The organism is Myxococcales bacterium, assembly GCA_016699535.1.
GTDB lineage: Bacteria > Myxococcota_A > Polyangia > Polyangiales.
This window is the reverse complement of record CP064980.1, coordinates 1,972,496-1,998,602: the sequence shown is the minus strand read 5'-3', so window position 1 is coordinate 1,998,602 and position 26,107 is coordinate 1,972,496. Positions and strand designations below refer to the sequence as shown.

At 51.0% G+C, this 26,107-nt stretch carries 21 protein-coding genes and 2 pseudogenes; 15 read left to right on the top strand and 8 right to left on the bottom strand.

Translation table 11 applies throughout. The features are described from left to right. Positions 1 to 60 precede the first annotated feature (60 nt). Together IPJ88_09510 and IPJ88_09505 are read left to right on the top strand one after the other, a co-directional pair. Positions 61 to 786 carry a glycosyltransferase gene (locus IPJ88_09510; GenBank protein ID QQR92011.1) on the top strand — a complete coding sequence of 242 codons (726 nt, stop codon included), beginning with the start codon at positions 61 to 63 and terminating at the stop codon, positions 784 to 786. Positions 787 to 788: 2 nt separating this feature from the next. Next, the gene (locus IPJ88_09505; protein QQR91903.1) at positions 789 to 1,727 is read left to right on the top strand and encodes a polysaccharide deacetylase family protein; all 939 of its coding nucleotides are present in this window, start codon (positions 789 to 791) and stop codon (positions 1,725 to 1,727) included. Here IPJ88_09505 and IPJ88_09500 read toward each other — a convergent pair. Further along, positions 1,724 to 2,266, bottom strand: coding sequence for a hypothetical protein (locus tag IPJ88_09500; protein QQR91902.1), 543 nt, complete (start codon positions 2,264 to 2,266; stop codon positions 1,724 to 1,726). The genes IPJ88_09505 and IPJ88_09500 overlap by 4 nt on opposite strands. A gap of 70 nt (positions 2,267 to 2,336) precedes the next feature. Further along, positions 2,337 to 3,680, bottom strand: a complete 1,344-nt coding sequence (locus tag IPJ88_09495; protein QQR91901.1) for a tRNA 5-hydroxyuridine modification protein YegQ — start codon at positions 3,678 to 3,680, stop codon at positions 2,337 to 2,339. Positions 3,681 to 3,846: 166 nt separating this feature from the next. Here IPJ88_09495 and IPJ88_09490 point away from each other — a divergent pair, with 166 nt between their 5' ends. Continuing rightward, the gene (locus IPJ88_09490) at positions 3,847 to 4,485 is read left to right on the top strand and encodes a transposase (protein ID QQR91900.1); all 639 of its coding nucleotides are present in this window, start codon (positions 3,847 to 3,849) and stop codon (positions 4,483 to 4,485) included. Between the two features lie 134 nt (positions 4,486 to 4,619). Here IPJ88_09490 and IPJ88_09485 read toward each other — a convergent pair whose 3' ends face one another. Genes IPJ88_09485 through sppA form a run of 3 tightly spaced genes read right to left on the bottom strand, consistent with a single transcriptional unit; the run spans position 4,620 to position 8,749 of the window. After that, positions 4,620 to 5,051, bottom strand: coding sequence for a ribonuclease HI (locus tag IPJ88_09485; protein ID QQR91899.1), 432 nt, complete (start codon positions 5,049 to 5,051; stop codon positions 4,620 to 4,622). A gap of 58 nt (positions 5,052 to 5,109) precedes the next feature. Next, complete coding sequence (locus tag IPJ88_09480) at positions 5,110 to 6,102, bottom strand: aldo/keto reductase (protein QQR91898.1); 993 nt, start codon at positions 6,100 to 6,102, stop codon at positions 5,110 to 5,112. Positions 6,103 to 6,115: 13 nt separating this feature from the next. Then, positions 6,116 to 8,749 (bottom strand): signal peptide peptidase SppA, encoded by a 2,634-nt coding sequence (gene sppA, locus IPJ88_09475; GenBank protein ID QQR91897.1) that lies wholly within the window; start codon positions 8,747 to 8,749, stop codon positions 6,116 to 6,118. A gap of 74 nt (positions 8,750 to 8,823) precedes the next feature. On the opposite strand from sppA, the gene IPJ88_09470 reads away from it, so the two are divergent. Continuing rightward, positions 8,824 to 10,101, top strand: a complete 1,278-nt coding sequence (locus IPJ88_09470) for a sodium:proton antiporter (protein ID QQR91896.1) — start codon at positions 8,824 to 8,826, stop codon at positions 10,099 to 10,101. A 3-nt stretch (positions 10,102 to 10,104) separates the two neighbouring features. On the opposite strand, the gene IPJ88_09465 is transcribed toward IPJ88_09470, so the two are convergent. After that, positions 10,105 to 11,709 (bottom strand): serine/threonine protein kinase, encoded by a 1,605-nt coding sequence (locus IPJ88_09465; GenBank protein QQR91895.1) that lies wholly within the window; start codon positions 11,707 to 11,709, stop codon positions 10,105 to 10,107. A gap of 229 nt (positions 11,710 to 11,938) precedes the next feature. Between IPJ88_09465 and mutL the strand changes: the two genes are divergently transcribed. The 6 genes and pseudogenes from mutL (at position 11,939) to IPJ88_09435 (ending at position 19,186) form a co-directional block, all read left to right on the top strand. Next, a complete protein-coding gene (mutL, locus tag IPJ88_09460; protein QQR91894.1) occupies positions 11,939 to 13,666 on the top strand; it encodes a DNA mismatch repair endonuclease MutL in 1,728 nt (575 codons plus the stop codon). Positions 13,667 to 13,678: 12 nt separating this feature from the next. Continuing rightward, positions 13,679 to 14,545 carry a tRNA (adenosine(37)-N6)-dimethylallyltransferase MiaA gene (miaA, locus tag IPJ88_09455; protein ID QQR91893.1) on the top strand — a complete coding sequence of 289 codons (867 nt, stop codon included), beginning with the start codon at positions 13,679 to 13,681 and terminating at the stop codon, positions 14,543 to 14,545. 104 nt (positions 14,546 to 14,649) lie between these two features. Beyond that, positions 14,650 to 16,773, top strand: coding sequence for a DUF2723 domain-containing protein (locus IPJ88_09450; protein ID QQR91892.1), 2,124 nt, complete (start codon positions 14,650 to 14,652; stop codon positions 16,771 to 16,773). Positions 16,774 to 16,964: 191 nt separating this feature from the next. Then, a complete protein-coding gene (locus tag IPJ88_09445) occupies positions 16,965 to 17,240 on the top strand; it encodes a hypothetical protein (protein QQR91891.1) in 276 nt (91 codons plus the stop codon). A gap of 11 nt (positions 17,241 to 17,251) precedes the next feature. After that, positions 17,252 to 18,070, top strand: a complete 819-nt coding sequence (locus IPJ88_09440) for a hypothetical protein (protein ID QQR91890.1) — start codon at positions 17,252 to 17,254, stop codon at positions 18,068 to 18,070. 151 nt (positions 18,071 to 18,221) lie between these two features. Then, positions 18,222 to 19,186 (top strand): annotated as a pseudogene (locus IPJ88_09435) (glutathione S-transferase family protein). Here the strand turns inward: IPJ88_09435 and IPJ88_09430 are convergent. Beyond that, complete coding sequence (locus tag IPJ88_09430) at positions 19,187 to 20,245, bottom strand: mechanosensitive ion channel family protein (GenBank protein ID QQR91889.1); 1,059 nt, start codon at positions 20,243 to 20,245, stop codon at positions 19,187 to 19,189. A 132-nt stretch (positions 20,246 to 20,377) separates the two neighbouring features. Between IPJ88_09430 and IPJ88_09425 the strand changes: the two genes are divergently transcribed. Together IPJ88_09425 and IPJ88_09420 are read left to right on the top strand one after the other, a co-directional pair. Continuing rightward, positions 20,378 to 20,896 (top strand): acyltransferase, encoded by a 519-nt coding sequence (locus tag IPJ88_09425; protein QQR91888.1) that lies wholly within the window; start codon positions 20,378 to 20,380, stop codon positions 20,894 to 20,896. Then, positions 20,893 to 21,537 carry a glycosyltransferase family 2 protein gene (locus tag IPJ88_09420; protein ID QQR91887.1) on the top strand — a complete coding sequence of 215 codons (645 nt, stop codon included), beginning with the start codon at positions 20,893 to 20,895 and terminating at the stop codon, positions 21,535 to 21,537. Before IPJ88_09425 ends, IPJ88_09420 begins: the two co-directional genes overlap by 4 nt. Before the next feature lie 56 nt (positions 21,538 to 21,593). Here the strand turns inward: IPJ88_09420 and IPJ88_09415 are convergent, their stop codons facing one another. Beyond that, entirely contained in the window at positions 21,594 to 22,961 is a 1,368-nt protein-coding gene (locus tag IPJ88_09415; GenBank protein QQR91886.1) for a sigma 54-dependent Fis family transcriptional regulator, read from the bottom strand. A 271-nt stretch (positions 22,962 to 23,232) separates the two neighbouring features. Between IPJ88_09415 and gcvT the strand changes: the two genes are divergently transcribed. From gcvT to gcvPA, 3 genes and pseudogenes are all read left to right on the top strand, one after another. Then, on the top strand, positions 23,233 to 24,336 hold the full coding sequence (gcvT, locus tag IPJ88_09410) for a glycine cleavage system aminomethyltransferase GcvT (GenBank protein QQR92010.1): 1,104 nt from the start codon (positions 23,233 to 23,235) through the stop codon (positions 24,334 to 24,336). Between the two features lie 17 nt (positions 24,337 to 24,353). Next, on the top strand, positions 24,354 to 24,749 hold the full coding sequence (gene gcvH, locus IPJ88_09405; protein ID QQR91885.1) for a glycine cleavage system protein GcvH: 396 nt from the start codon (positions 24,354 to 24,356) through the stop codon (positions 24,747 to 24,749). Between the two features lie 7 nt (positions 24,750 to 24,756). After that, positions 24,757 to 26,107 (top strand): annotated as a pseudogene (gcvPA, locus tag IPJ88_09400) (aminomethyl-transferring glycine dehydrogenase subunit GcvPA).

Genomic DNA, 26,107 nt, shown 5'->3' with positions numbered 1-26,107 from the left:
GAAAAGCCACGAATGACCATCCCCGCCCCTGATGTTGAACCCATCTCAGGCAAACCACGGATGACGATTCCCTCTCCTTCCCAGCCTCGGGTTTCCATTGTGATTCCTGTCTACAATGAAGAAGCTATTTTACACGCAGCGATTGTGGACCTGATTGACCGTTTGCGCGACAAGCGCTGGAGCTATGAAATCATCATCGCTGAAAACGGATCGCAAGACGAAACAGTCACTATCGCAGAAGACTTAAGCAAACGTTTCACGCAAGTCCGATCTTTTAGTCTCGGCGAGCCAAACTACGGTAAAGCTTTACGTGAAGGCATCATGATGGCCAACGGGGAACTTATCATCTGCGATGAGATTGACCTCTGCGACGTTGAGTTTCACGAACAAGCAGTTGCATTGCTTGACTCGGGACAACATGACCTTGTGATTGGCTCGAAACTCGCCGACGGTGCGAGTGATGAACGGCCTTGGATGCGGCACATGGGCAGTGTAGTTATCAATGGCATGCTTCGTGTCGCCCTTGGTTTCAAGGGCTCCGACACCCATGGGCTCAAGGCCTTTCGCAAAAACGCATTGCTGCCGATTGCAGAAGCCTGCATCGTCGACAAAGACTTGTTCGCCAGCGAATTTGTCATTCGTGCGGAACGTGCCAAGATTCAAATCAAAGAGATTCCCGTTCGAGTGCTTGAAAAAAGGCCACCTTCCATTGGCTTGGTTCGCCGTGTCCCGAATGTTCTAAAGAACCTGACCAAACTCGTCGTCGCCATTCGAGTTAAAGGGTGAGCGTGCAGCGGCTGGCCGCAGTGTCGGTCGATCTCGATGAAATCGATTGCTACCATGCGATTCATGGCCTGAAGATTGATCAAAAGCCCACGCATCCAGTTTACGACTACGCTATTGCAAGGTTAGCTCAAACCTTCAAAGAGTTAGATATTCCCGCGACTTTTTTTGTGATTGGGCGCGACCTTGAACGCGATAAAAATGCTGAGACACTTCGCAGCCTGCATAAGGAAGGCTATGAACTTGCAAACCACAGCTTTCATCACCGTTATGATTTTTCAAAACAAAGCGAGGATAGCATTCGCGACGACGTGTTACGCGGACAAAAAGCGATTGAGGCTGTCACAGGGAAGATACCAAGAGGTTTTCGCGCGCCAGGCTACACCATCAACAATCAAGTGTTTCGCATTTTAGAAGAACTTGGCCTTGAATACGACAGCAGCGTTTTTCCCTGCCCGTGGTATTATGTTGCAAAACATCTTGCGCTGGCTTGGATCAAACTTCGTGGCCGTAAAAGTCCCAGCATCGCCGATACACCAAAGGTGCTTTTTGCTCCTGCAAATCCTTATCGCATCGGAGCGCCCTATTGGAAACGTGGCAACGGCTTACTTGAACTCCCCATAGGAGTGCAAAGCAACGCACGCCTTCGTTTTCCGTTCATTGGCACCAATGTTGTTCTTTTCGGGGATAAAGCTGCACAGAGCTTTGCCAAAGGCATGCGCTCTCGTCCTTTCGTAAACCTCGAGCTTCACGGTATGGATCTGCTCGATGCCGAACAAGACGACCTTGGCTACCTGCGTCCTCACCAGCCAGATTTACGAAAAACCCTCGCTCAGAAGAAAAGCGCTCTCGTTGCCGCCATCAGCCAACTCAAGCAAGACGGCTGCCGTTTCGTCACCCTAAACCAAGCCGCTGAGCATTTCGGATCCCATATTACTGCTTAGGGAAGCTCGAAGAAGATATGGTCTGTGGCGCCGCTGTGACAGATGGCGCAAGAACTGAGGCCGACTCCATAGCTTGGATTGCTGTAGTCGGGAGCCAAAGCCTCGTACCAGGTCCAACTATCATCGCTATCACCCGCAGAGGTCTTGATAACCATGGCATGACCTTCCAACTCGTCGGTGTTTGAATAGAGCTCTTTGATCGCTATGCTGCCTTCAGGATGCGTATCGTTTGCTGCTTGTAGCGAGTCTCTAAGAATTGAGTTGATGCATACACGTGCTCTGCCATGAGCACTTCCAACACGTGCCTCGCGAGGCGCTGGCTCACAAATAAAGTCAGAGTAGCTCTCATCAACCAAAAAGCTTTTGATACTTTCTGAATCTTGCGGATCCAGTTGAGTGGATGTGCTTGCATCGGACGAAGCATCCGTGCCAGCGTCTGAATCACTACTGCCGCTGTCAGAACATGCCACGCCCAAAAGCGCGACGGCAAAAGAAAACAACATGAGGCCAGTGGCCCAAACTTTGGACTGTGTATTCATGTTTTTGGTTTAACGGCAAATCACAATAAATACAAACTATCGGCCAAACGACACGAATTACTGGTTATTCTCAACGTGAAACCGTGAGAAGTCCAAAATCGAGATCCATCTTCTGAGGGAGCAATATATCCACTTGCTGCCCCGAGCCACTCACAAGTTCGATATCTTTTCCGCTTTTGTCCTTCATCTGTTCCAGGACAAAATTAACAGTACTGGTGGGTGTCATGAGCTCAAGCTGATCGCCCACGCGAAACTGGTTCTTCACTTCGACGCGCCCTAAGCCATCGCGTTGCTCGACAAGTTCGCCAACAAATTGTCTGCTTTTTTGATTCGAGTTGCCCATGTCGTAGTTCTGAAGCTGATTGGGTCGATGACGCTCATAAAAGGCATCGGTGTAACCGCGATTGGCAAGCCCGTCCAAAGAATCCATCAAGCTTTCATCAAAAGCCTGACCCGCTACTGCATCATCGATCGCTTTTCGATACGCTTGTGCCGTACGTGCCGCGTAATAATGCGACTTGGTGCGCCCTTCGATCTTAAGCGAATCGATACCAAGCTCAACAAGCTTTCGCACGTGCTGAATAGCGCGCAAATCTTTGGAGTTCATGATGTAGGTGCCATGCTCATCTTCCCAGGCTGGCATCACCTCATCAGGGCGCATCTTTTCTTGAAGCAAAAACACTTTGTCCTTGCCCGGCAGGTCATGTTCACCCTCTTTGCAGCACGAGTGCTCCTGTTTCAAACCCTCCTGCTCCTCCGCGCCCGTCGGCACATAATTACCTTCTTCAGTCTGCACAGCCTCAGTCGCTTGATACTTCCAGCGGCAAGCATTGGTACACGCGCCTTGGTTTGGATCGCGGTTCGCCATGTATCCTGAAAGCAAACAACGCCCAGAATAGGCAATGCAGAGCGCGCCATGCACAAAAACCTCAAGCTCCATATCAGGGCACTCCTGCCTGATTTCAGCAATCTCCTCAAGGGAAAGCTCGCGCGATAGAATAATGCGTTCAAGCCCCAGCTTCTGCCAAAACTTAACCGCAGCAAAGTTAACGGTATTGGCCTGCACCGAAAGATGCACCGGCACATCAGGCCACCGTTCGCGCACCATCATGATGAGCCCCGGATCAGACATAATCAACGCATCCGGTTTCATCGCAATCACCGGCTCCATATCGCGCAAATAACTTCGCACCTTTGCATTATGCGGCGCGATATTCGATGCAATATAAACTTTCTTCTGTTGACGATGTGCTTCAGTGACCGCTTCATCAATCACCGCAAGCTTGAAAAATTCGTTTTCCCTAACACGCAAGCTATAGCGCGGCTGGCCAATGTAAACGGCATCCGCTCCATAAGCATAAGCATAACGCATGGATTTCCTGCTACCCGCCGGACAAAGAAGTTCAGGTTTCATCCGCCCCCTTATACACCGAAACCCCTATCCAGGATCACCCCTAAAATCACCAGTAATTCCAAGGACTTAATGGGCGTACCGCGATTTCTTGAAAACGCAACTTCGAAGCCCAATGGCCGATAAGGCATTGATGCTAAGAAAAACACCCCGTGAAATCGTGCCAGGCATGCCCCATCATATCGTTTTTAGGGGAAACAACCGTCGTTGTCTTTTCTCGTACAGAAAAGAGTGTCTACAATTCACAACCCTTCTTGCTAAAGCCTTGTGCCGCTACAATTGCACACTGAACGCTTTTGCTTTGATGAAGAACCACGTCCATCTCTTGGTGGTGCCGACATTCGATGACAGCCTCGCACGATTGTGCCATTTTGTGTGCCAGCAATACGCACGCCATCGTAATCTCTCGCGCAAGGGCTCAGGAAAACTCTTTGAAGAACGTTTCTGGAGCAATGTGATTCTAGACGATAGCTATCTCGGAGCAGCGACGGTCTATATTGACTCTAACCCTCTACGTGCAGGTATCGACGCTTCGTCGTATTGGGCAGGATGGTCGTCCTTGGGTCTTCATACTAAATCAGATCGAGTGCATTCAAGCATTGCCAAGCTCTGGACGCCTAGCCCCTGGTACCTAAGTTTGGGAATAAACTCAGCCACGCGCGCACGAGCATATGAAAGTTTCTTTGATCTGAAACGCAACTGTGTCCTGGATCATCCAAAGCTTCGCACCATCGAAGAAAAACTAGCGACCCGACTACCCACCGATCGCCGTCGCTACGAACGCCCGGATCGCAGTCAAGCCATCTAGTGTTCGTGTAAATAAACGCTCCTTCTCAGCAAAGCTGCAGACGAGCGCATCCAGCAGGAACAATTCAAAAAATCGCGGTGTGGTATTCAAACCGTTGTAATCACGAAGGAAAAAATACGGGATCCTGGATCGACTTATTTCCAGCCGGTGGTTTGTTGGGTTTGGACGGCTTGGACGGCGAGTTCATCCGCGCGTTCGTTGTGGGGATCGCCGGAGTGGCCACGGACATAGTGCAGTTCAACATGACTGAGTTTTCCAAGCGCTAACTTTGTCTTCGCGACCAGTTCTTGATTGGCTTTGGCTTTCCAGTTTTTGCTGAGCACACCGATAGCGTATTGGCTGTCTGAATAAATGCGCACAGTTTTAGTGCTTCCAGCCAGCGCCTCAGCTGCACGAAGAATGGCAGTAAGCTCAGCAATGTTGTTGGTGCCCTGGCCAAGGTATTCGGAAAGTTCTTTGACTAGCTCGCCTTCCATGAGCAGTACGCCAACCCCGCACGGACCAGGGTTACCAGAGCAGGCTCCATCCGTATAAATCTTCACTTCGTCAGCAGACAACCCTGTCATGTTTTACACCTTCTACATGCCATTTTTGGCATGTAATGTCATAAATTATTGCCAAAACCTATTGTTCCCGTGCAACCGTTGCAGGCTCGTTCGAGGCTATATCACCGGCGCTGCTTATCCACACGCCACGTTGCACTTCAGCGATGCGGTTTTTCAGTGTTTCACTCAAAGCACTTTGCTCTTCTAAGGCGGCAAGAGCTTCATCTATTTGCGCTGGGTTTTTGGCTCCCAACAGAAGCGAGCTCACTTGCGCCTCGGATAGCGCGTATCGAAAGGCTGCATGACTCATAGAACGCAGCGAAGCTTCAAGCAAGAAACGAAAATTAGAAAGCTGCCGCAAACGCACCGCAAAAGTGTCTGCTTTCCAACGCTCCGCGCGATGATCGCCTTTGACAAAACTCTTTGTGCTGCCCCAATGGCCACAGAGCAGACCATGCGCTAGTACCGAACGCACCAAAAGCCCACACTCTTTTTCTTTGAAAACAGTCCCAAGCGCATTCCAAATGCTTGGATTCAGTAAGTGGTGAACATAACAGATGACTTCTGCGCCCATTTGCAGCGCATCGCGTCCAGCGGTCACGCTACCAATACTCACCCCAAAGCTTTTGATCTTACCTTCTTCTTTTAGTTTACCAGCCAAGGCAGCAACTTCATCTTTATCGTAACCACTTTCGGGTGGGTTATGAAGCAGCCACACATCGATGTAGTCGGTCTGCAAACGCTCAAGCGACTTCTCGCAGTCTTTTCGCAACTGCTTGACTGAAAAATCGCTTAGAGTTTTATCTTTTTCCATACGACGCCCTGCGCGCGTCACATAAACAACTTCCGAGCGCCGCGGACCAACTGCCATCGCCACTGTGCTTTCGGACTCGCCCTCGCCCCAAAGTGGCGCCATATCAAAACTACGTATGCCTTTATCGTAAGCAGCGCTCAGCGTTCGAACGAACTGGCTCAGACCCACTGGACCATAAGCTCCGCTGGCAAGGCCCCACGTGCCTAAGGAAAGTTCGCTAAGCTTGATTCCTGTTTTTCCTAATGAGCGCGTTCGCATAATGACAATGATCCTAAAGATCTTCGGAGCTTATCCAAGGAAGGCGCGCGAGGGCTACGCCTGGTGGCAACTGTTGCATAGCAGCTACCATTTGAACAAGTCCACGCATCTCAGGACTCATCTGCAGCAAGGCCTCTGCAACACTCGCATCGGTGCTCTGGCCGGTGCCAAGCACATAATCAAGCAACGAACTTGGCCGTTCGGGTCGCAACACAACTTCCGCATCATCAGACAAACCTGCTAGCTCACGTGCACGACTAATCGCACCAATATAACCACCCAAACGATCCACAAGGCCATGCCGCATTGCCGCATCGCCTGACCAAATCCTGCCGCGCGCTAAGCTATCGACCTTTTTCTCACTAAGTCCTCGCCCAGCGGCAACGCGCGCCACAAACATCGCATACCACTTTTGAATTTTATCCCGCAGCATGGCGCGTTCTTCGTCCGAAAATGGTCGCCACATGGATTCAACTCCGTGACGTTTACCGCGACCTAAAAGCTCGACATGAATGCCAAGTCGCTCTGCCAACGGCGCAATGTCCACTTTTCCAAAAAAGACACCAATCGATCCCGTCACTGTCGACGGATCGGCCCATATTTCATCAGCTACCGAAGCAACATAGTAACCACCACTTGCCGCCACTGCACCAAGCGATGCAATCACTGGTTTACGTTCCTTGGCACGCTTGAGCGCGCGCCAGATTTGATCCGATGCCATGGCCGAACCACCAGGGCTGTTAATGCGCACGACAATCGCGCGAATACTCGGGTCGTTGGCAAAGTTTTCAATGGTTTTACGTACACTTCGTGAGCCGCTCATATGGATGTTCACAAAAGGAATGTCCACGTTCTGACCATCGATGATATCGCCGTCGATTACCACAACACCAATACGTGGCGGAACGCCCCAATGCTTCTCGTGTTCAACCGGAAGTGAATCACGCAAAACAGGAAGGCCGTCAAACTGCTTTTCCAGCAAAGGGTTCATGTCCATTTCATCAGTTAGCGCGTCAACTAAACCCGCCTCTGACGCTTCGGTGCTAAGATAAGGCCCGTTGTCCACCCATTGCCTGATCTTGGCCGTCTCAAGATGACTGTCCTTGGCAACATCCACCAAAAAGCGCTGATAGACATCTGAAAGCAAGGCCTCACGTTGCTCTCGCGCAGCATCGCTCATGCTGTTGCTCTGCAACATTTCGGGAGCACTCTTGTAGCGACCAATTTTCTCAAAATCAGCTCGCACACCGACCTTTTCCATCAATTCGGCGATATGCAAAAAGCGCAACGAGGGGCCTACAAGACGTATTCCACCCGCAGGGTCGAGCCAAATCGCATCGGCTCCTTTGCATGCGTAAAACTCGCTCCCCGAAGCCGCATCCAAATGACAAAGCACTTTTTTCCCGGCAGCACGTAAAGCCATCACCGCTAAGCGAAACTCCTGTGCATCCGCCTGACCCAGACCAGAGGAGCGAAAACGAAGCATCACACCCTGAACACGCTTATCAAAACGCAACGCATCCAAGTTGTGCAAGGTGGATAACATTTTGCGCTCAGAAAGACCGCCTTCCACTTCCACATCAATCACAAAGGAATCCATGGCCATGGCGGGTCCGGGACGCTCTGCGCCTTCGAGCCTTTCCATAATGTACCAACCTGGACGCTCATTGAAGCCATCGCCATAAAGCGCACCGGCAGCAAAACTGGCATGCCCCCATTGAAAGACCAAGCCTCCCGTCAAAAGCCATTCGCGATCGACATCGCTTAATCGCTTGCCTTCTGCTGCAACTTGAAAGCGTCCAAAATAAGGAATAGCAGTATCGAGAACGCCTCTTAGACCAACACGCGCATCATCGTCAGTCGTGGCCGCCACTTCGATGCCTAAACTACGGTCGCCCAAAGGTCTTATACCTGTTGCAAAGACATACGAACGCGCCAGGTTCTCGGGACTTGTAAGGTCTCGACCGATTAAACTAAAGCCAAGCCAAGTGCTCGGACGCCATACCATACTGGCATCCACCGTCGTCACATTATCGAGCAAAGCAGAATCTGAACTTATAAAACGAAACGCCGTACCAACTGCCATTGTTCGCGCAGGCGAAAAGGAGAGCGCCAAACTTCCTGCACCACCATTGGGCGCAAACGAAGCATCGGTAGGTCGCAAGCTCTGTGCACTCGCACCTAGCGCAAAACCAAATGGCAAAGGCATGGCCGCATAGAACGCATCACCCCGGGTGGCAAAGTCACTGCGATTACTGCCATCCATGTGCACGTACACAAGACTCCAGGCAGGCAGAAAAGAGAGAAGCGCTGGGTTGACGTCAACTGCAAGCGCATCATCCACACCTGTGATTGAAACAGGCGGTGCTTCAACAAGGGGCACCGACCGCGCAAACTGGGCGAAAACATGGTGGCTAGGAACAAATAAAAAAAGCAACCCGACAAGCGAAAGCGAGATAAAACGCATGCTTTGACATACCTCAGGCAATGGCAATTGGCAACGCATTTCGCAGTTGCATACGCCAAGCGAGACCCTTTCCGCAGCAGAATAACGAACCCCCCCCAGCGAAAAGCCTACCGCAACGACCGGTATTCCCGCTTTGGCATGTTCATCTTTTGAAGCTAGATTTTCCCACAAACGAGACAAGCTTTGCTATGGTTCGGCTCGCGCAAGGCAAGACTTTGCGCAAGGCAAGTCCTTCACGTTGTTGAGGCGCTCTTATGCAACACAGTGCTCATTCTCCCGCAGTCGAACATTTTGGAGCAACTGTTCCAATGATCGCTATTGCACCTTTTGTCATCATTCTTTTGGGAATCGCTCTTATGCCTTTGGTTGCGCACAAATGGTGGGAGAGCAATCGCAACCGTGCCATCTTCAGCAGCATCGTAACAGCTCCAATTCTAGCTTACTTGCTACTGCGCTATCAGGAAGGGCTCTGGCATGCCTTGCATGAGTACACGGCGTTCATTGCACTTCTCGGCGCGCTCTACATTATCGCTGGCGGGATTCATATTTCCGGAGACATCCAAGGGACACCCGGGAAAAATGTCTTGATGTTGGCCATTGGAGCCGTACTCGCCAATATCATCGGTACCACGGGTGCAAGCATGTTGCTTATTCGGCCAATGCTTCGCATCAATCAACAACGCAAACACGTTGCGCACATTCCTTTTCTTTTCATCCTGATCGTATCGAACTGCGCAGGCTTGCTTACCCCACTTGGCGATCCACCACTTTTTCTTGGTTATTTACGCGGGGTTCCTTTTTTCTGGACCCTGCACTTATGGCCCGCTTGGCTTATCTGCGTTGGATACCTGTTGATTCTTTTCTACCTTTGGGACAGTCGAGCCTACACCAGAGAAGACGTGGCGGATCTCGCACGAGATATCAGTGTGAGTATCCCACTACGTATTCACGGAAACCTAAACATACTCTTTCTTGCAGGTGTAGTGGGTTCTGTCTTTCTGCCAAGTCCTTATCGCGAACTTAGCATGGGATTGTTTACCCTGTTGTCTTGGAAATTTGCTCCGCGCGCACCTCGTATTGCAAATATGTTTACTTTTTCTCCCATTATCGAAGTTGCGGTGCTTTTCCTTGGGATCTTCATTACCATGGTCCCCGCTCTGGCGATTCTCGAGAACAAAGGCCCTGAGCTTGGTCTTCACTACGCCTGGGAGTTCTTCCTCACCACAGGATTCTTATCCTCTGTGCTCGACAACGCACCAACCTATCTGACCTTCCTTACAACAGCTCAATCGCTTGATTTACCCTCGCAAATCGTTGGAATCAGCCACATGCATCTTGCAGCGCTCAGTTGTGGAGCAGTCTTTATGGGAGCGAATACCTATATTGGGAACGGACCCAACTTTATGGTTAAAGCAATTGCTGAAGAAGCCCGTTATAAAATGCCAAGCTTCTTCGCCTTCATGCTGCGCTCGGTTATGATTCTAACGCCGATTTATCTACTGCTAACAGCCTATTTCCTAGCTGCAAAATAAAATTCAACGGAAGACGTCAGGGATCTTCAAATCACCGGTGGCTCGCACTTTTACGTTCGCAGTAGGTTTGCTTTCCGCTGAATCTTCCTTGGGTTTTAATGCTGGCTTAGCTTCTGTTTGCGCTTGCTTTTCACGAGGCGGTGTTCTTCGTGTTTTGCGCCGAACCACAGCTTCTTCAAGCGCAAGCTCAACATGACTGTCTGCTTCAGCGCCAAGATCACGGCTAGCAGTTCTTTCTCCTTTTGATGCAAGCAACCGAATTGAAGAGCCCTTTGTTGCTTCAAAGTCACAAGGCGTGCTTGCGCAGACTTGGCCCTGCCCCTCAATGCTAATCTGTGCACCAACGGGATCGGTCGTCACACTAATCTTAACTTTTTCTGGCTCGGTCGCTTTCGGGCTCTCTGTGTCGTTCTTTTCCAGAGACTCGAGCGCCGAGCCTTGCTCCTTGACCGCTTGCATTTCATCCTTGGGAGCGGAGTTTTGCGCAGCAGGATTGCCTTGCGTCAGGGCCAAGGCCGCACCTCCGGCTGCAAGAGCAAGCACTGCGCCAACGGCTATCCAAAGCTTGCCGTTAATTTTGCGTTCACCCGGAAGATATTGTGTATCCGCAAACGCTTGGACGCCGGATGGAGTGCTACGCACAAAGCGGCCAGAACTTGTTCGTCGCATGACCCCTGATGTCGAAGAAAGATTGAATCGACCACTGAGATCAGGCGCTTCAAGCCCCATCGCGCGCTGCAAAGCCATCGACATTTCGTCCATGGTTTGAAAACGGTCGAGCGGGTCTTTCGACATGGCCTTGTACACAATGCCTTCAAGCTCAGGGGCCACTTCGACTTTAGGATTGATTTCCCTAAGAGGAGGCGGTTGCTCAAACATATGCTGGGTTAGGATACCCATAAAAGTATCACCCACGAAAGGAACCCGCCCAACCAGCAACTCGTACAAAATCACGCCCAGAGCATAGACATCCACACGGTGATCAAGTGATTTGCCGCCGGCTTGCTCAGGAGACATGTACTCAGGGGTTCCGAAAATCATGCCGGTTTTCGTAAGCTTGCGCCCAGGTTCACCTGCCGTTTCAAGATCGCTCATTTTAGCGATACCGAAATCCACCAGTTTTACAAAACCACTACGCCCTTCGCGCTCGATGAGAAAGATATTCTCAGGTTTCATGTCGCGATGGACAATCCCTTTGGCATGCGCTGCACCCAAGCCACGGCAACATTGCAATATAACATCAACAGCATCAAAGGGATCCAAAAGCCCCTCACGCTCTAAACGCATGGCAAGATCTTCGCCATCAAGCATTTCCATGACAAAATAACTTGCGCCATTTGGTATTTCACCAAAGTCTGAGATGTCGATGATGTTGTCATGGCCAATACGTGATGCACTTCGAGCCTCTTGCCTAAACCGCTCTACCACTTCGGGACGCTTGGAAAAGTCATCACGCAAGACCTTGAGTGCTACACGTTTCTCGATCACCACGTGTTGGGCTTCATAGACAATGCCCATGCCGCCCTCGCCAATGCGACGCAAGATCTTGTAGCGCCCAGAAACCACCACGCCAAGCAAAGGATCGACATCCGTGCCCTGTACCGCCATGGACGGCGACCTTATACGTGTCCCATCAAGTGGGCAGAACATCTCCCCACCGGGGTATTCTCTATTGCAGCTTGGACAGCTTCTCATGACTCGGATGGCCGCGTTTGCATTCATTGATGGGTGATTTTACCTACTTAGTGCTATCATACCCGGATGACTACATCGGGTCCACTGCCTAACTGCCCTCTGTTTGGTTGCAAGGCAAGCAGCGGCAACATAGTGTCGGGGCATGTGCGACGATATTAGGCTCCTTGAAGACAGCCTGATCGACAAAATTGCGGCTGGTGAAGTGGTTTCTCGGCCTGCTTCCGTGGTCAAGGAGCTGGTGGAAAATTCGCTTGATGCAGGGGCAGACCGCATCGATGTCGAGATCAGTAACGGTGGTCTAGGCAGCATTGTCGTCATCGATAACGGCAAAGGCATGACTCGCAGCAATGCCCAACTATGCACTTCGCGGCACGCCACAAGCAAACTTTCCCGCTTTGAAGAACTCGCTGAGCTTCAAAGTTTTGGTTTTCGTGGCGAAGCACTGGCCGCCATTGTCTCTGTTTCTCGTTGGGCCATCCAAACTCGGCGCACCGATGATCCTGTCGGAACACGGATCAGCAGCGAGGGCAGCCGGCCCGCCGCAGTTGCCGACATCGGCTGCGCCCCTGGCACTCGCATTGAAATCGCTGAGCTCTTTTTCAACGTTCCAGCTCGTCTACAATTTCTTAAATCCACCACCACGGAAAACTCGCACATCGCCGAAGTCGTCATGAACGCAGCTTTGGCCAACCCCCAAGTTCATTTCAGGCTTGTGCGAGATGGCCGTTTAATTCGCGACTACCAGCGCCACAACGATCACCTGTCTCGGGCATCCAGCATATTGCGCGAAAGCACCATGCTACCTTTCCGAGTAAAGCACGAGGAAGTAAGCATCGAAGCCGCATTGGCTCCACCTGAGCGAGCGCGAAGCAACAGCAGTGGGTTACGTATTTTGGTCAATCGAAGACCCGTCAAAGACCGAGGCTTAGCTCATGCGCTTGCCTTCGCTTATGGAAGTGTCATGCCGCCCGGTCGCTATCCCTTTGGCGCGTTGTTCATCGAAGTGCCCGCCGCAGAAATCGACGTCAACGTTCATCCTCAAAAAACAGAAATTCGCTTTGCAAAACCACGTCGCATTCTCGACATTGTCTCACGCAGCTTGAGCAAGGAACTTGCCAAGAGCAATTGGCTTAACATCGCCCGACACTCGAACGAAGGCGCCGCAAACGCTTCACAAAGACCGCCGGGTTTCTACCCCGCTATGGCCCAGCATCTAAGCGAAGGTATTCTATCGCTGAATCAAAAGCAGACGAGCTACGGCAGCCCCAACTTAGATAGTCAAAGTCAGTCTCTAGGCTTTTTCGCTCAACTGCGCTTCATTGCGCAATTAAAAAACATGTACATCTTATGCGAAGGACAGGATGCTCTCTACATCTTGGATCAGCACGCCGCAGATGAACGCATACGGTTTGCAAAACTTCACAAAGCATTCACCGAGGGCTCTGTCACTAAACAGCGGCTGCTCTTTCCAGAACGCGTCACCTTGGACCCTAAGCGCATGGCGTATGCGCTAGAACATCACGAAGCCCTTGAATCGCTTGGCATCGAATCGCGGGCCATCGCAGACGATGCCCTGCTTATCGACGAGGTTCCTGCCCAACTGGCTCACCTTAGCGTCGAGCTATTGATAAACGATGCGCTAAGCGAAATCACACATACCGCACAACGAAGTTTCAGCGACCGCATGGACACTGTGCTCGCTACCATGGCTTGTCATGCCTCGCGAAGCGCTGGCGATGCGATGTCTGCGCATGAATGCAAAGCCCTCTTATCCGCTCTCGATGAGGTATCGGACTTTCAAGGACATTGCCATCACGACCAACCCATCGCACACACGCTAGCCTTTTCAGACATAGTAATCCACTCTTAGGCTAGTCTTGCAATGAAAAAAGCCAATGCCATGATCGTGATTGCCGGGCCGACGGGAACCGGCAAAACCCAGTGCGCTATTGAGATAGCTAAACGGTTCGATGCCGAACTCGTCGGTGCTGATTCTGTTCAGGTCTACCGCGGTTTTGATATTGGCTCAGCCAAACCCACAGAGAGTGAACTTCAAGGCATTAAGCATCATCTGATCGATGCCGCCGACCCCGATGCACCCATCGATGCCGTTGACTATGCCAAGCTTGCCGATCAAGCCATTGCGGACATTCATCGGCGAGGAAAAACAGCCATTGTCGTGGGTGGAACGGGGCTTTGGCTGCGTGCGCTGCTCCGAGGCTTACTTGATTTACCTAAAGTCGACGCAGCGCTTCGTGAAATGCTCACAAACGAAGCCCATAAACTGGGAACCAAAACCATGCATACGCGCCTCGCTCAGGTCGATCCAATCGGCGCAAAAGCAATTCATGAAAACGATACCGTGCGCATCGTGCGCGCCTTGGAAGTCTACGAGCAGACCGGTCAAGCGCTTGGAAAGCTTCGCGAAGAGCATGCTTTAGGAGAAGCACGTTATGATGCGCTCCATATATTTTTGGACGATCACAGCCCGGAGCATCAAGAGCGACTCAACGCGCGTGCGGATCGCATGATCGAAGCGGGTTGGCTAAGCGAGATTGAGATGCTTCTGTCGCACTATGGTCCACATTGCCGAGCACTTGGTAGTGTGGGTTACCGACAATTGCTACCGCACTTACTTGCTTCCGAGCCTCTGGAGGAGAGTCTGCGCAAAGCGAAAAAGCAACACGCATTTACGCACGCCGCCAACGCACTTGGTTTCGCGGCGAGCCCGATTTTAGTAATCCGCTAAGAGCCGACGAGCTTTTAGGAAAAAGCGGTGCTCATCGACTCGAGCAGCACCTGAAAAGTGTCTAAAATATCCAACTTGCAGCAGACGCGCTATGCTGTTGAGACATGCCTTTTTGCAGCAACACTCCCTGGCGTATTCCACTGTTGTGTTTTTATGCATGCATTGGTGTGCTTTATCTCAGTGCGGGACCTTCGGTTTATGATGCAGGCGAGCTTGCCGCTGCTGCCTGGGATCTTGGGGCATCCCATCCACCGGGTCAGCCACTGCACGCCATCCTCGCCCACGCCATCGCGTGGATACCCGTCGGCCCCATCCCCTATCGCATGGCGCTATTGAGTCTGCTCACCGAACTACTTGCAGCTTTTTGGCTAGCTCGCCTTATTGAAGCACTCCACTTCACGCTGTGTGGCAAAGCCATCGCCGAAAACCTTGAGAATGCAAACTGGAGCAGTAAAGCCCTACGCTTTGCCCCGGATGCCGCAGCAATTGCATTGCTGCTTAGCCCACCCGTGATTCGCCAAGCCATGCGCATCGAAGTCTACGGTCTGTCGCTCAGTCTAACCCTGTTCGCGTTGTGCCGCATTGTGCAGTGGAAAAAGGATTACAAAGCATCGTACCTTTATCAAGCAGCCCTTGCCTTTGGTTTGTGTTTTGCGGTGCATCCGCCGCACGCACTGGTTATCTTAGGCGCAGCACTGATCAGCGCCTTGATAAGCCCCCTTCGCCACTGGTTTCGTGTAAAACAGCTCAGTTGGCTCACAGTGGCTGGTTTGTTGGGCGCTTTTGTCTACGCATGGCTGCCTTTGCGCGCAAAGGCAGGTGCCGAAACCTGGGGAGATCCCACAAATCTTGCCGGATTTTGGGACTACCTTAGCGCAAAAGCTTACCGTATGAACTTGGGAGTTGAGCAAAGCAGCGCCGTAGTGCAGCTGGCCGATGCCATCGGATACAGCCTAAGCGCATGCGGTATGCTTCCACTCATCGGCGTAGCCTTGCTTGCTCTACCCTTGTTAAAAAAACAAAGCAGGTCGTGGTCCACTCTGCTGTGGCTCGTCACCCTACTTTTTGTTTCTCTCATGGCCGCATCCCTTCAGGCACTTGAAACCAGCAACCCAGACAACGTCGCATACTTTGGACCCATCACCGCACTGCTCCTTGCTCTGGGCGTCACCGGCTTTGTGCTCTTTGCCGAAGATCATGAAAATCGTGTTCTCGCTATCGGAGCCATAGCGTTAATTGCTTTAAATATTCCTTCCTTGCCGCGCGTTGCACATGCTTTTGAAGCAGATGTACCCGCGCTTGAAACACTGAGTGGCGCATTGACCGAAGCAGCCCCACCCCATGCGCTTGTTATTGTCGAAACCGATTTTTTCGCAGCCAGTTGGATGCAAGCGAAAAGCATCGACGGGGCTCGTCCCGATGTTCCCTTGTTCATCAGTGGTCTTGCGACTTCATCTTGGCACTGGAAGCGTTTGGCCAAACACCGCGGCATGGACGGCATTCCGCTGCGTGGACAAGGCAGTCATGCTTTTGAGGCTTTTAATGACGGAATTGTCATTAAATACCATCAAAAGATGCCAATTCTGTCAGAATCGCATAAACCGACGCGAGGCCAAGGATACGTTCTGGGAGCCTATGTATTTCTGCCAAGCCAAGGGCAGAACTTCGCGCAATCCATGCTGGACAGCTCCATGGCCGAACGTTGGACCTCCGCTATTGGGCGCGACACCATGCTTGGACCACGCGGTGATTATGGTACCGCCGCTGCAGTGCTTCGTTACTACGAAGTCCATCGCGCCAAACGTTTAGTGCTTAGTAATCGTAGCGACGAAGCCCTACAGGCCATACGTTATGCTTTGTTTGATCTCAGCGAACACGAACTGACCTTGCTCAATGAAGCATCCGTAAAGAAAACCCTGATTCCACCACCTGCAGTACACGAACCTCATACCTTTCTACTTTCAAAAGAGGACGCGGTGCGTGAAGCTGCATCACTACTCTGGGCCATGGGATCCGATGAAGCCGCACGCGCACTTTTGGACGCACAACTTGAGCGTGGAGACCCTCGTTCGGTTCTGCAACTCGCATGGCTCCGTCTTGCCGAAGGCGATTTCGAATCAGCACGCGTCGCGCTCGATGCCTTCCTAAGCGTCGCCCCGGAACTCGCCAATGAGGCCAGCCCCCTATCCGCTCATCTTGAACCACGACCAGAACCCCTATTGCCCTAAAGACTATGGCAAGTTCTAATTTTAAAGTGATAAAAAACTGTGTCGTGCTTCTGATCGCATTGGCTGCTTGCACTTCGAATCATAGTAAGCGGAGCGCCACGCATCCTATAGAAGCAGCTCGAGGCCCTATAGCCCAGAAACCAGAAGCAAAAGCACTATCTAAACCGGAAGTAAGATGCTCTTGGCCCACGATGCCTCCTTCAGCAAAGGTGGAGAAAAAAAACACAACGCCTCTCAATGATAGTACCGAAGAAACCCTTTCTAAAACAGAACTCAACAACCTAAAGCCTCTGATTCGCATGGCGGAAAAAGTTCGCCAATTAAAGTTTCGCAAAGCCTTGGCGATATACACAGAATCACAGCAAGGTATTACTCAAAACGTAATCGCTCGCATGGACACCGAGGATTTGTTTTTTGAGCAAAGCATCTATCGCATGCTTGGTCTGATTAAAACGAGCGAAAACTGAACGGCGAAGTTATGGAAATCATCGGCGAGCAGCTTTTGGCCTATTACGATGCTGACCGGCAAATCATGGTCCTCCGCGAAAGTTTGGCTGAAGGCTTTAAGGAAAAGCCCCAACTGCTGCTCTATCCTGATGAAGCAAGTGCGGTCTTAGTTCACGAACTTGCACATGCGCTTCAAGATCAACGCTTGGGACTCAGGAAACTTTATAAAAACCTTCAAAGCACCGATGAAAGCCTTGCATTTCAATCGCTTGTCGAAGGCGATGCAACCTTGGCCATGCTTGCATTTACCGCGGATTTAATGGGGATTTCGACCGAACAGATGCTTGCGGGTCTTCTCGCCATGAAAGACAAACTTGCCAAAATTGCCATGGCAAGCGTTCCGAGCAAAGCATTGCGCGCAGCGCCAGCCATCGTACAAGCGCAAATGCTCGCGCCCTATGCCGACGGCACTATCTACGCCGCCAAACTTTTTAAACAGGGTGGATGGCGCGCAATCAATCGGCGATATCGCAAACCACCCCAATCGATGGCTGAAATCTTCCACCCTAAGCAAAGCCGAAAGAAATCAAAGCGCATCGAACTTCCATCGGGATTCGCAGATTCAACCGAACTTGTGATTTTGCATCAGGACACTCTCGGCGAGTTGGTGTTCCGTGTGTATTTTGATCAAGCATCGGATGAAACAGAAGCCAATCTGGCCGCCGAAGGTTGGCTTGGGGATCGCGTCTTTGTGTTAAAGAAAGCGAACAATGATTTTGGATTGCTTTGGATATCTCAATGGCATAGCCCGAGTGATTTGGAACAAGCTTTACGGCAATGCAAAAAGTGATTGAAACAGCATTGCCCAGGGCGTGCCGAGCATTCAGCACGGTTGAAAAGACACAAGACCTGCTCACTCTCAGAGTAAACCTGCCTCAACACGACTGAAGGATTGTCATGGGTTGACGAACCATGCTTCGCTCCGTATGACGGTAATTGCGATGTCAGGACAACTGTACCAGGGTAAATGGCAAACAAAAGAGCAATGGGAAACGAACCAAAAAGGGGAGTTCCAACGGCAGCAGAGCTCATTCAGAATTGGATTGAGGATAAAGAAGATGCTCTTTTTTCCGCAGAAGCAGGGCGTTATCATCTCTATGTCTCCTATGCTTGTCCATGGGCTCATCGAACCTTAACAGTTATTGCGCTCAAACAACTTCAGCATGCTGTCTCCTTTACGGCTGTTCACCCCCATATGGGCGAGCACGGTTGGGAGTTCAGGAGCGATGATAGAGTTGATCCCGATCCTCATCTAAAAGCAAACTATCTGTGGCAAGTCTACGTAGCCGCACAAAGAGACTACACTGGCCGTGTCACTGTGCCTGTACTCTGGGACACAAAAACCAACACTATCGTCAACAATGAGTCTCGAGACATTTTGCGCATGCTCGATAAAGCAATGCATCGCTTTGCCAACAAGGATCTTGACCTTTGTCCGGATCATTTGCAGCCATTGATTGACCAACGCATTGATGAAATCTACGAACCCATCAACAACGGCGTATACCGCTGCGGTTTTGCGCAAAGCCAAGCCGCCTATAACCACGCCTTCGATACCCTGTTTGATGCCTTGGACCAATGGGATCGTCTTTTGGAAAAGCAGCGCTTTTTATGCGGCGATCAGCTTACAGAAGCTGATATCTGCTTGTTCACAACGCTATTGCGATTTGATCCAGTCTATTATGTACATTTTAAATGCAATAATCGTTTGCTGATGCAGTATAAAAATCTATCGGGCTATTTGCGCGACATCTATCAGATGCCCGGAGTCTCGGAATACTGCAACCTCGATCACATCAAACGGCACTACTACGGAAGTCACCGACAACTTAATCCCACGGGCTTTATCCCGAAGGGTCCTGATCTTGGCTACCTGGAACTGCCTTCGGATAGAAAGCTTCTGTAGCTAAGCTTGCTCTTTTACCAAATGAAGGGTCTGCGTTGGGAAGGCAAAATCTAGACCTTCTTTTTCAAATCGCTCATAGAGAGCCAAAAAAAGGCTTTGCTGTTTGTCCATAAACACGGCGTAATCAGGACTAAGCACAAAATAGACGGTCTCAAAAACAAGCGAGAAGTCACCGTAACTCGAGAAATGGCTGCGATCAAAACGAACGCCTTCCATCCCGGAAATAATCTCTTCGATGATTGCAGGCACCCGCTTGAGCTTGTCGTAGGGCGTGCCATAAACAAGTCCAAGGCGAAAGTCGATCCGTCGCTCCTCCATGCGTTTGTAGTTTTGGATCAATTTATTAGCGAGTTCGGCATTTGGAAATACAAGCTGCTCACCTGACAAAGCACGCACTCGAGTCGAGCGAAGGCCAATTTTTTCAACCGTGCCTTTGCTGCCACCGGTAACAATAAAATCACCAATATCAAAAGGCGTATCGAAATAAAGCGACAGTGAGGCAAGCAGGTCGCCGAGCACATTTTGCACAGCTAAGGCAACGGCGATACCACCAATCCCAAGACCCGTGACGACTGCTCCAACCTTCACACCCAATTGTGAAAGCACCGAAACAAGGACCAGTGACCAAATTACCAATCGTCCAATAAAAGTGATTGCAGCACTCATTGTGCGTGCTCCAGAAGAGTCGCCCTTGTTCTCCTTCCATTTCGCTACGCCAACATTAACACCACGTTGCGCCCAAAAACCGACTTGCAGCAGCAGAGCTACCATCACAACCGTTCTTAGAATATCGGTCGCTTTTGATGATAGCTCTAAGAAATGAGAAGCAACAAAGATCGCGAGCGCAATATGAGAAAAAGCTCGCGTAGCTTCAAGCACTTCGACAATGACGTCATCGACCGAACTCGTGGTTCGTTTCGCAATCTTCGCCAGTCGAAAAATCACAACTCTGCGCGTCACCGCCAAAGCAATCCACACAGCAAGCGCAACGCCCAAAGCGAGGGCCCATTCCTCAACCGAGTTACCCAAATAGCTTTTTCCAAGCCATTGCTTCAACATACCCGCTCCAATCCAAGGCAAACAAAGAAGATACTGCCCTTTGAACGCACTGAGGCCCCGAATGTCAAGCGCTTCGCAGCAAAGAATAAGCTAAAATCTGCCGTTTTTTGCTAAACAAGGTATACTTTCCCCATGCGCCATCAAAGCCACGGCAGCGGTCATTTTTCCATCGAGGACTTCGCTTCATGTGGCGATGATCCCGTGTTTGAGACGGGCGTGCTGGTCTTTCATCCGGAAAACATTCATTTGGGTCACAATGTTTATATCGGACATCAAAGCATTCTGAAAGCCTACTACAAGAATGAAATGCTCATCGGTGATAAAAGCTGGATTGGACAACAGTGTTTCTTTCACAGCGCTGGCGGACTTCGCATTGGCAAACAAGTCGGCATCGGCCCTGGGGTAAAGATACTGACTTCGCAGCACCAGGAAGAAGGCCGCGAAAAGGCCATCCTTGAATCTTCGGTTACATATGCTGAGGTCATCATCGACGATCATGTGGATATTGGCAGCGGCGCAATTATTTTGCCGGGTGTGCACATCGGCAAAGGTGCCCAAATTGGAGCCGGCGCGGTGGTCACCAAAGATGTCGAAGCCTACAGCATAATGGCTGGGGTTCCGGCAAAGAAACTACGGATGCGTCCACCATGAGCCCTGTAAAACTTAGCATCGTCGTGTTCGCGTACAACGAGTCAGAAAACATACCGCCGGTCATGACTGAGCTTATCAGTTGGCTTCGGGCAAACCCTGTTTCATCCGAAATTGTATTTGTAGACGACGGCTCAACGGACACATCGCTTGAAATCGCGAAACGGTCTTTGGCCGGCATTGAACACCGCTGTCTGCGGCACAAACAACGTTCTGGAATCGGTGCGGCCCTCAAGACGGGCGTTGCAGCTGCTCGAGGTGAATGGGTAAGTTTTCTGCCAGCTGACGGGCAAATCCCGCCTGAAGCTTTGGGGATCCTCATGTCATCGCAATATGAAAACAAAAGCAATATTGTTTTTTCGGTTTACGAAAACCGCAACGATGGCGTGCATCGAAAGATATTGTCCTGGGGCGTACGCACCCTGATATTTTTGCTTCTTGGAGTGCGGCTAAAAAGCGACGGCCCCTATCTGTTTCGCCGCTTGCTCTTCAATCGAAAAAAACTTCCATCGGATAGTTTCTTTTTAAATTTGAATTTCCTATTCGCATGCTGCGCGCACAAGAGCCTTATTCAGTGGTCATCGTCCCTTGCCGCCCCCGACTGGCCGGTCGTTCTAAATCAGCGAACACACGACAAGCGCTAGCGGTAGCCGCAGATTTAGTAGCGCTTCGTTTGCGGTTGTTTAGGGAAGATCGTTGATTATTTTTTCGTCCTGAGTCGATCGCGAAGAGTTGAACGAGGAATGCCAAGCGCTCTTGCAACCGATGATAGATTTCCTTTGTGCTCAACCAACATCTGTTCAATTGACTCGATGGGATAGTCCGCAGAACCTTCGATGCCCAAACGAACAAAGGCGTGATCGATGTCCGCAGCAGTGATGCTGGGCGTCACTGCACTCACCGCCGCGGCGCACAAAACATTTCGAAACTCACGAACGTTACCGGGCCAGTGGTGCAGGCACAATCGATCGAAAGCATCTTGCCCCAACGCTCGAGGGCCAAGCTCTGCGCGCATTTCATTGAGAAAATGTTCCGCTAAAGGTCGAAGTTCTTCAAGACGTTCCTTTAGAGCTGGCACTTTAATGACTAGGCGAGCAATGCGATAGTAAAGGTCCGCACGGAACTCGCCCGCTTCGACTAATTTTGGCAAGTCACGATGTGTCGCGCAAACAAGTCGTAAATCGACCGAAAAAGAGCTCTCCCCGCCAACACGCAGCACTTCCCAGTTTTCCAGCACTCGTAAAAGCCTCGCTTGAGCACTAAGCGGAAGCTCTCCTATTTCATCAAGAAACAGGACACCGCCGTTCGCTCGTTCAAAGGCGCCTTTGTGCGCATTCACAGCTCCGGTGAATGCCCCTTTTTCATGACCAAAGAGTTCACTTTCCATAAGGTCGTGGGGCAAGCCTCCAGCATTGAGGGCAACAAAAGGTCCATTCTTGCGGATTGATTTGCGATGAAGATTGCGTGCAATGCTTTCCTTACCAACGCCCGTTGGACCGGCGATAAGCACCGGCCAAGAAAAACGACAGAAACGTTCGACTTCCGATACCACATGTTGCATCGCTAGACTTTTGGCTACAAAACCATCGATCCCCTTTGTGTCTGTCTTATCGTCAGTTTCAGCACGAACGACATAAAGGGTGGTCTTACCCACCCGAACCCTCATACCGTGCTCAAGCTGAGCACACAGGACTTGAACACCATCAACCCAGGTACCATTGGTGCTACCAAGATCCCGAATACGAAGACCACGAGCGCCGGGCTCCAAACGACAGTGTCGGCGGCTTACCGCTGAATCGTAGAGCACAAGACCGTTGTCGCTATCGGTGCCCACGTGCACGGCTTTATCTTCTATCACTATTTTTCGAGCATCTTGGGAACTGCCCACCAAAAGATGGTAACGCGATGACAGATCCTCAGCCCGCTGAGCAAGCGGTTCGGTTTCAATCTCTTTTTTTACGCGATGATCAAAATGACGCAAAAGCGTATGTCGTTGGCCAATATGAATGGCTTGCCCGGGTGGAAAAATGGAAGGTTTTTGTTTGATATCGCGCAGATCGTAAGCCATGACCGTTCCTCCCTGCCTCGCTAGGAGCAGATGACGTTCGGCCACGCTCGGATCGTCAATAATGATATCCGAGTTATTGGCTCGACCAACCTAGAGACTCCCTGGATTGAGCAAAAACGCCGCAACGACTTCTCCGTCGCGAGAAAGTAAAATCTTTTCCATATCTACCTTGGCCGAGCTGTCAGTGTGACCGCACCCTGTCATCGGCCACAAAAGGGAAAAGTTGTCTCTTTTTTATGAATGCGGCCATTGCCAGCCCTAAAAAGCCCCGATAGGGTCGAGCGCTGTGGAAACAGGGCTACGAAAAACACCTCTTTTCGAGGAACACAAACGACTCGGTGCACGCATTGTGCCATTTTCTGGCTGGCAGATGCCGGTGCAGTATGAGGGAATTGTAAAAGAGCACCTCGCCGTACGTCAGCACGCTGGACTGTTTGACGTCTCACACATGGGAGAACTCGTTATTACCGGTCCCGACGCTGAGCGCATGCTCGATAGCTTGGTGACCGGAAACATCGCGAAACTTGCTTCGGGCCGAGCGCTGTATTGCCTTTGCTGTAACGAGAATGGTGGGGTTCATGACGATCTGATTGTGTATCGCAAAAGCAGCAGCGAATTCCTTGTCGTATGCAACGCTTCCAACCGTGGAAAGATAAGCACAATTTTCAAAACGCATGCCGATGCGTTTGATTGTGAATACAGCGACCGCTCCGATGATCTGGCGCTCTTAGCCCTTCAAGGCCCCGAAGCCATCTCCATTATGGCAAAACTTGGCGCCCAAGACAGTATCTTGGATTTGCCCCGCTTTGCGTACAGCGAAGATAAGCTCGATGGCATTGCTTGTAAGCTGGCGCGAACTGGCTACACCGGCGAAGATGGCTTTGAAATTTTCTGTACCAACGCCGACGCTCCTGCCCTATGGCGCAGCATCCTCGTACACGGCGCAAAGCCGATCGGTCTGGGCGCACGCGACACCTTGCGCTTAGAAGCCAGACTCTCTCTTTATGGCAACGAAATCACCGAAGAAACAAACCCCTTCGAGGCAGGCTTGGGTTGGGCTGTAAAACTTGACTCTGCTGATTTCCGAGGGAAAGCCGCCTTGATGGAGCTAAAAAAGCGAGCCCTATCGCGAAAATTGGTGGGTATGCAGATGCTCGGACGTGGCATCGGCCGACATGGGTACCCTGTGCTTGATGCGCAAGGACAAGTCATTGGACAAATCACCAGCGGCTCGCCCAGCCCCAGCCTGGATAAAGCCATTGCGCTAGCCTACGTGAAAAGCGAATTTGCTTCGCTTGGCAGCCAAGTTCACGTACAAATCCGAGACAAAGCCATCGAGGCAGAGGTCGTCCCCACACCTTTTTACAAACGATAAACGTGAGAGAGAAAAGCATGAGTGACACGCAATTTCCCGAAGACCGCCGCTACACCAAGGAACATGAATGGGCCAAGCTAGAACAAGACAGCATTACAGTTGGCATTACAGCCTTTGCAGTCGAGCAGCTCGGTGATGTGACTCTGGTTGATTTGCCGTCGGTGGGCAGCTCGATCAAAGCCGGTGAGCGTTTTGGCGACATTGAATCGGTCAAAACAGTAAGCGAGCTTTTTTCGCCGGTTGATGGTGAAGTGATAGAGGTCAACGAAGCCCTCGCTGATAAACCAGAGCTCATCAACGATGACACCTATGGGCAAGGTTGGATGTTGCGTATTCGCATCAGCGATCAAAGCCAACTCGAAGAGCTCATGGATGCAGCAAGCTACGCCACCTTTGTCGCAGAACAGGACTAAGCAAACAATGCGTTATTTGCCGCACACCGAATCCGAGATTAAGGAAATGTTAAAGGTCATTGGCGTCCCCGATGTCGATGCCCTTTTTTATACCATTCCTACGGACGTTCGTCTCGACGGAGACCTTAAACTCGAACCTGCCCTTGATGAAGCGGCTCTGATGTCCCATCTCAAAACGCTCGCGGCAAAATCCGATGCCGGCTCATTTGTCTCCCTTTCTTGGTGCAGGCAATTATGCCCATCACATCCCGCCCGCAGTGGATCAACTGCTCGGGCGCAATGAGTTTTATACCGCGTACACGCCCTATCAAGCCGAGGTAGCGCAAGGCACACTGCAATCTATCTACGAATTCCAAACCATGGTCTGCCAGCTCTTTGACATGGATGTCGCCAACGCATCCATGTATGATGGAGCCAGCGCGACGGCTGAAGCTGTGTTGATGGCTCGCCGCATCACCAAACGCAGCACTTGCCTTCTATCGGATGGACTTCATCCAGAATACATTCAAACGGTACAGACTTACTTGCAAGGAATCGATGACGGCAAACCGGACTTAAAGTCAGCCCCTCTCGACAGCAAGGGTCAAACAGACCTTGCTAAACTAAACGAACTACTCACAACCGACATCGCAGCGTTTGTTGTGGGCTATCCCAATTTTTTTGGCTGCGTTGAAGATTTAAAGAGCATCCAGAAGTTGTGCAATGAAAAAGGCGTCTTGCTCATCAGCGCAACCGCCGAACCCTACGCGCTTTCGTTGCTTAAGGCTCCAGGCAGCCTCGGTGTTGATATTGCCGTTGGAGAAGGTCAGGCACTTGCAGTGCCGCCGCAACTTGGCGGCCCTGGGGTTGGACTGTTCAGCTGTAAAAAAGATTTTCTAAGACAAATGCCTGGTCGCTTGGTGGGCCAAACGACAGACAGCACTGGAGCACGCGGCTTTGTTTTAACACTTTCAACGCGTGAACAACACATTCGTCGTGAACGCGCGACCTCCAATATCTGTACCAATCATGGTCTTATTGCTCTGGCTTTCGCCATCCGCGTGGCCTTGCTCGGCAAAAAGGGATTTGTGCAAATCGGTCAAAATTGCTTTGAAAAAGCCGAGTATTTGAAGGCAGCCATCCGTAAATGCGACGGTTACGACATTGCTTTTTCGGCTCCAACCTTCAATGAGTTTACAGTACGCAGCGACAAAGGTGCCAAATCCAGCCTAGCTTCGCTCGAAAAAGCCGGTATCGTTGGCGGTCTAGAACTTGCTCGCTTTTTCCCACACATGAGAAACGAGTTTCTGGTCGCAGTGACCGAGAAACACTCCCTAGAGGATCTTGATCGCTTTGTGTTAGCTTTAGCCAAAGGCTAA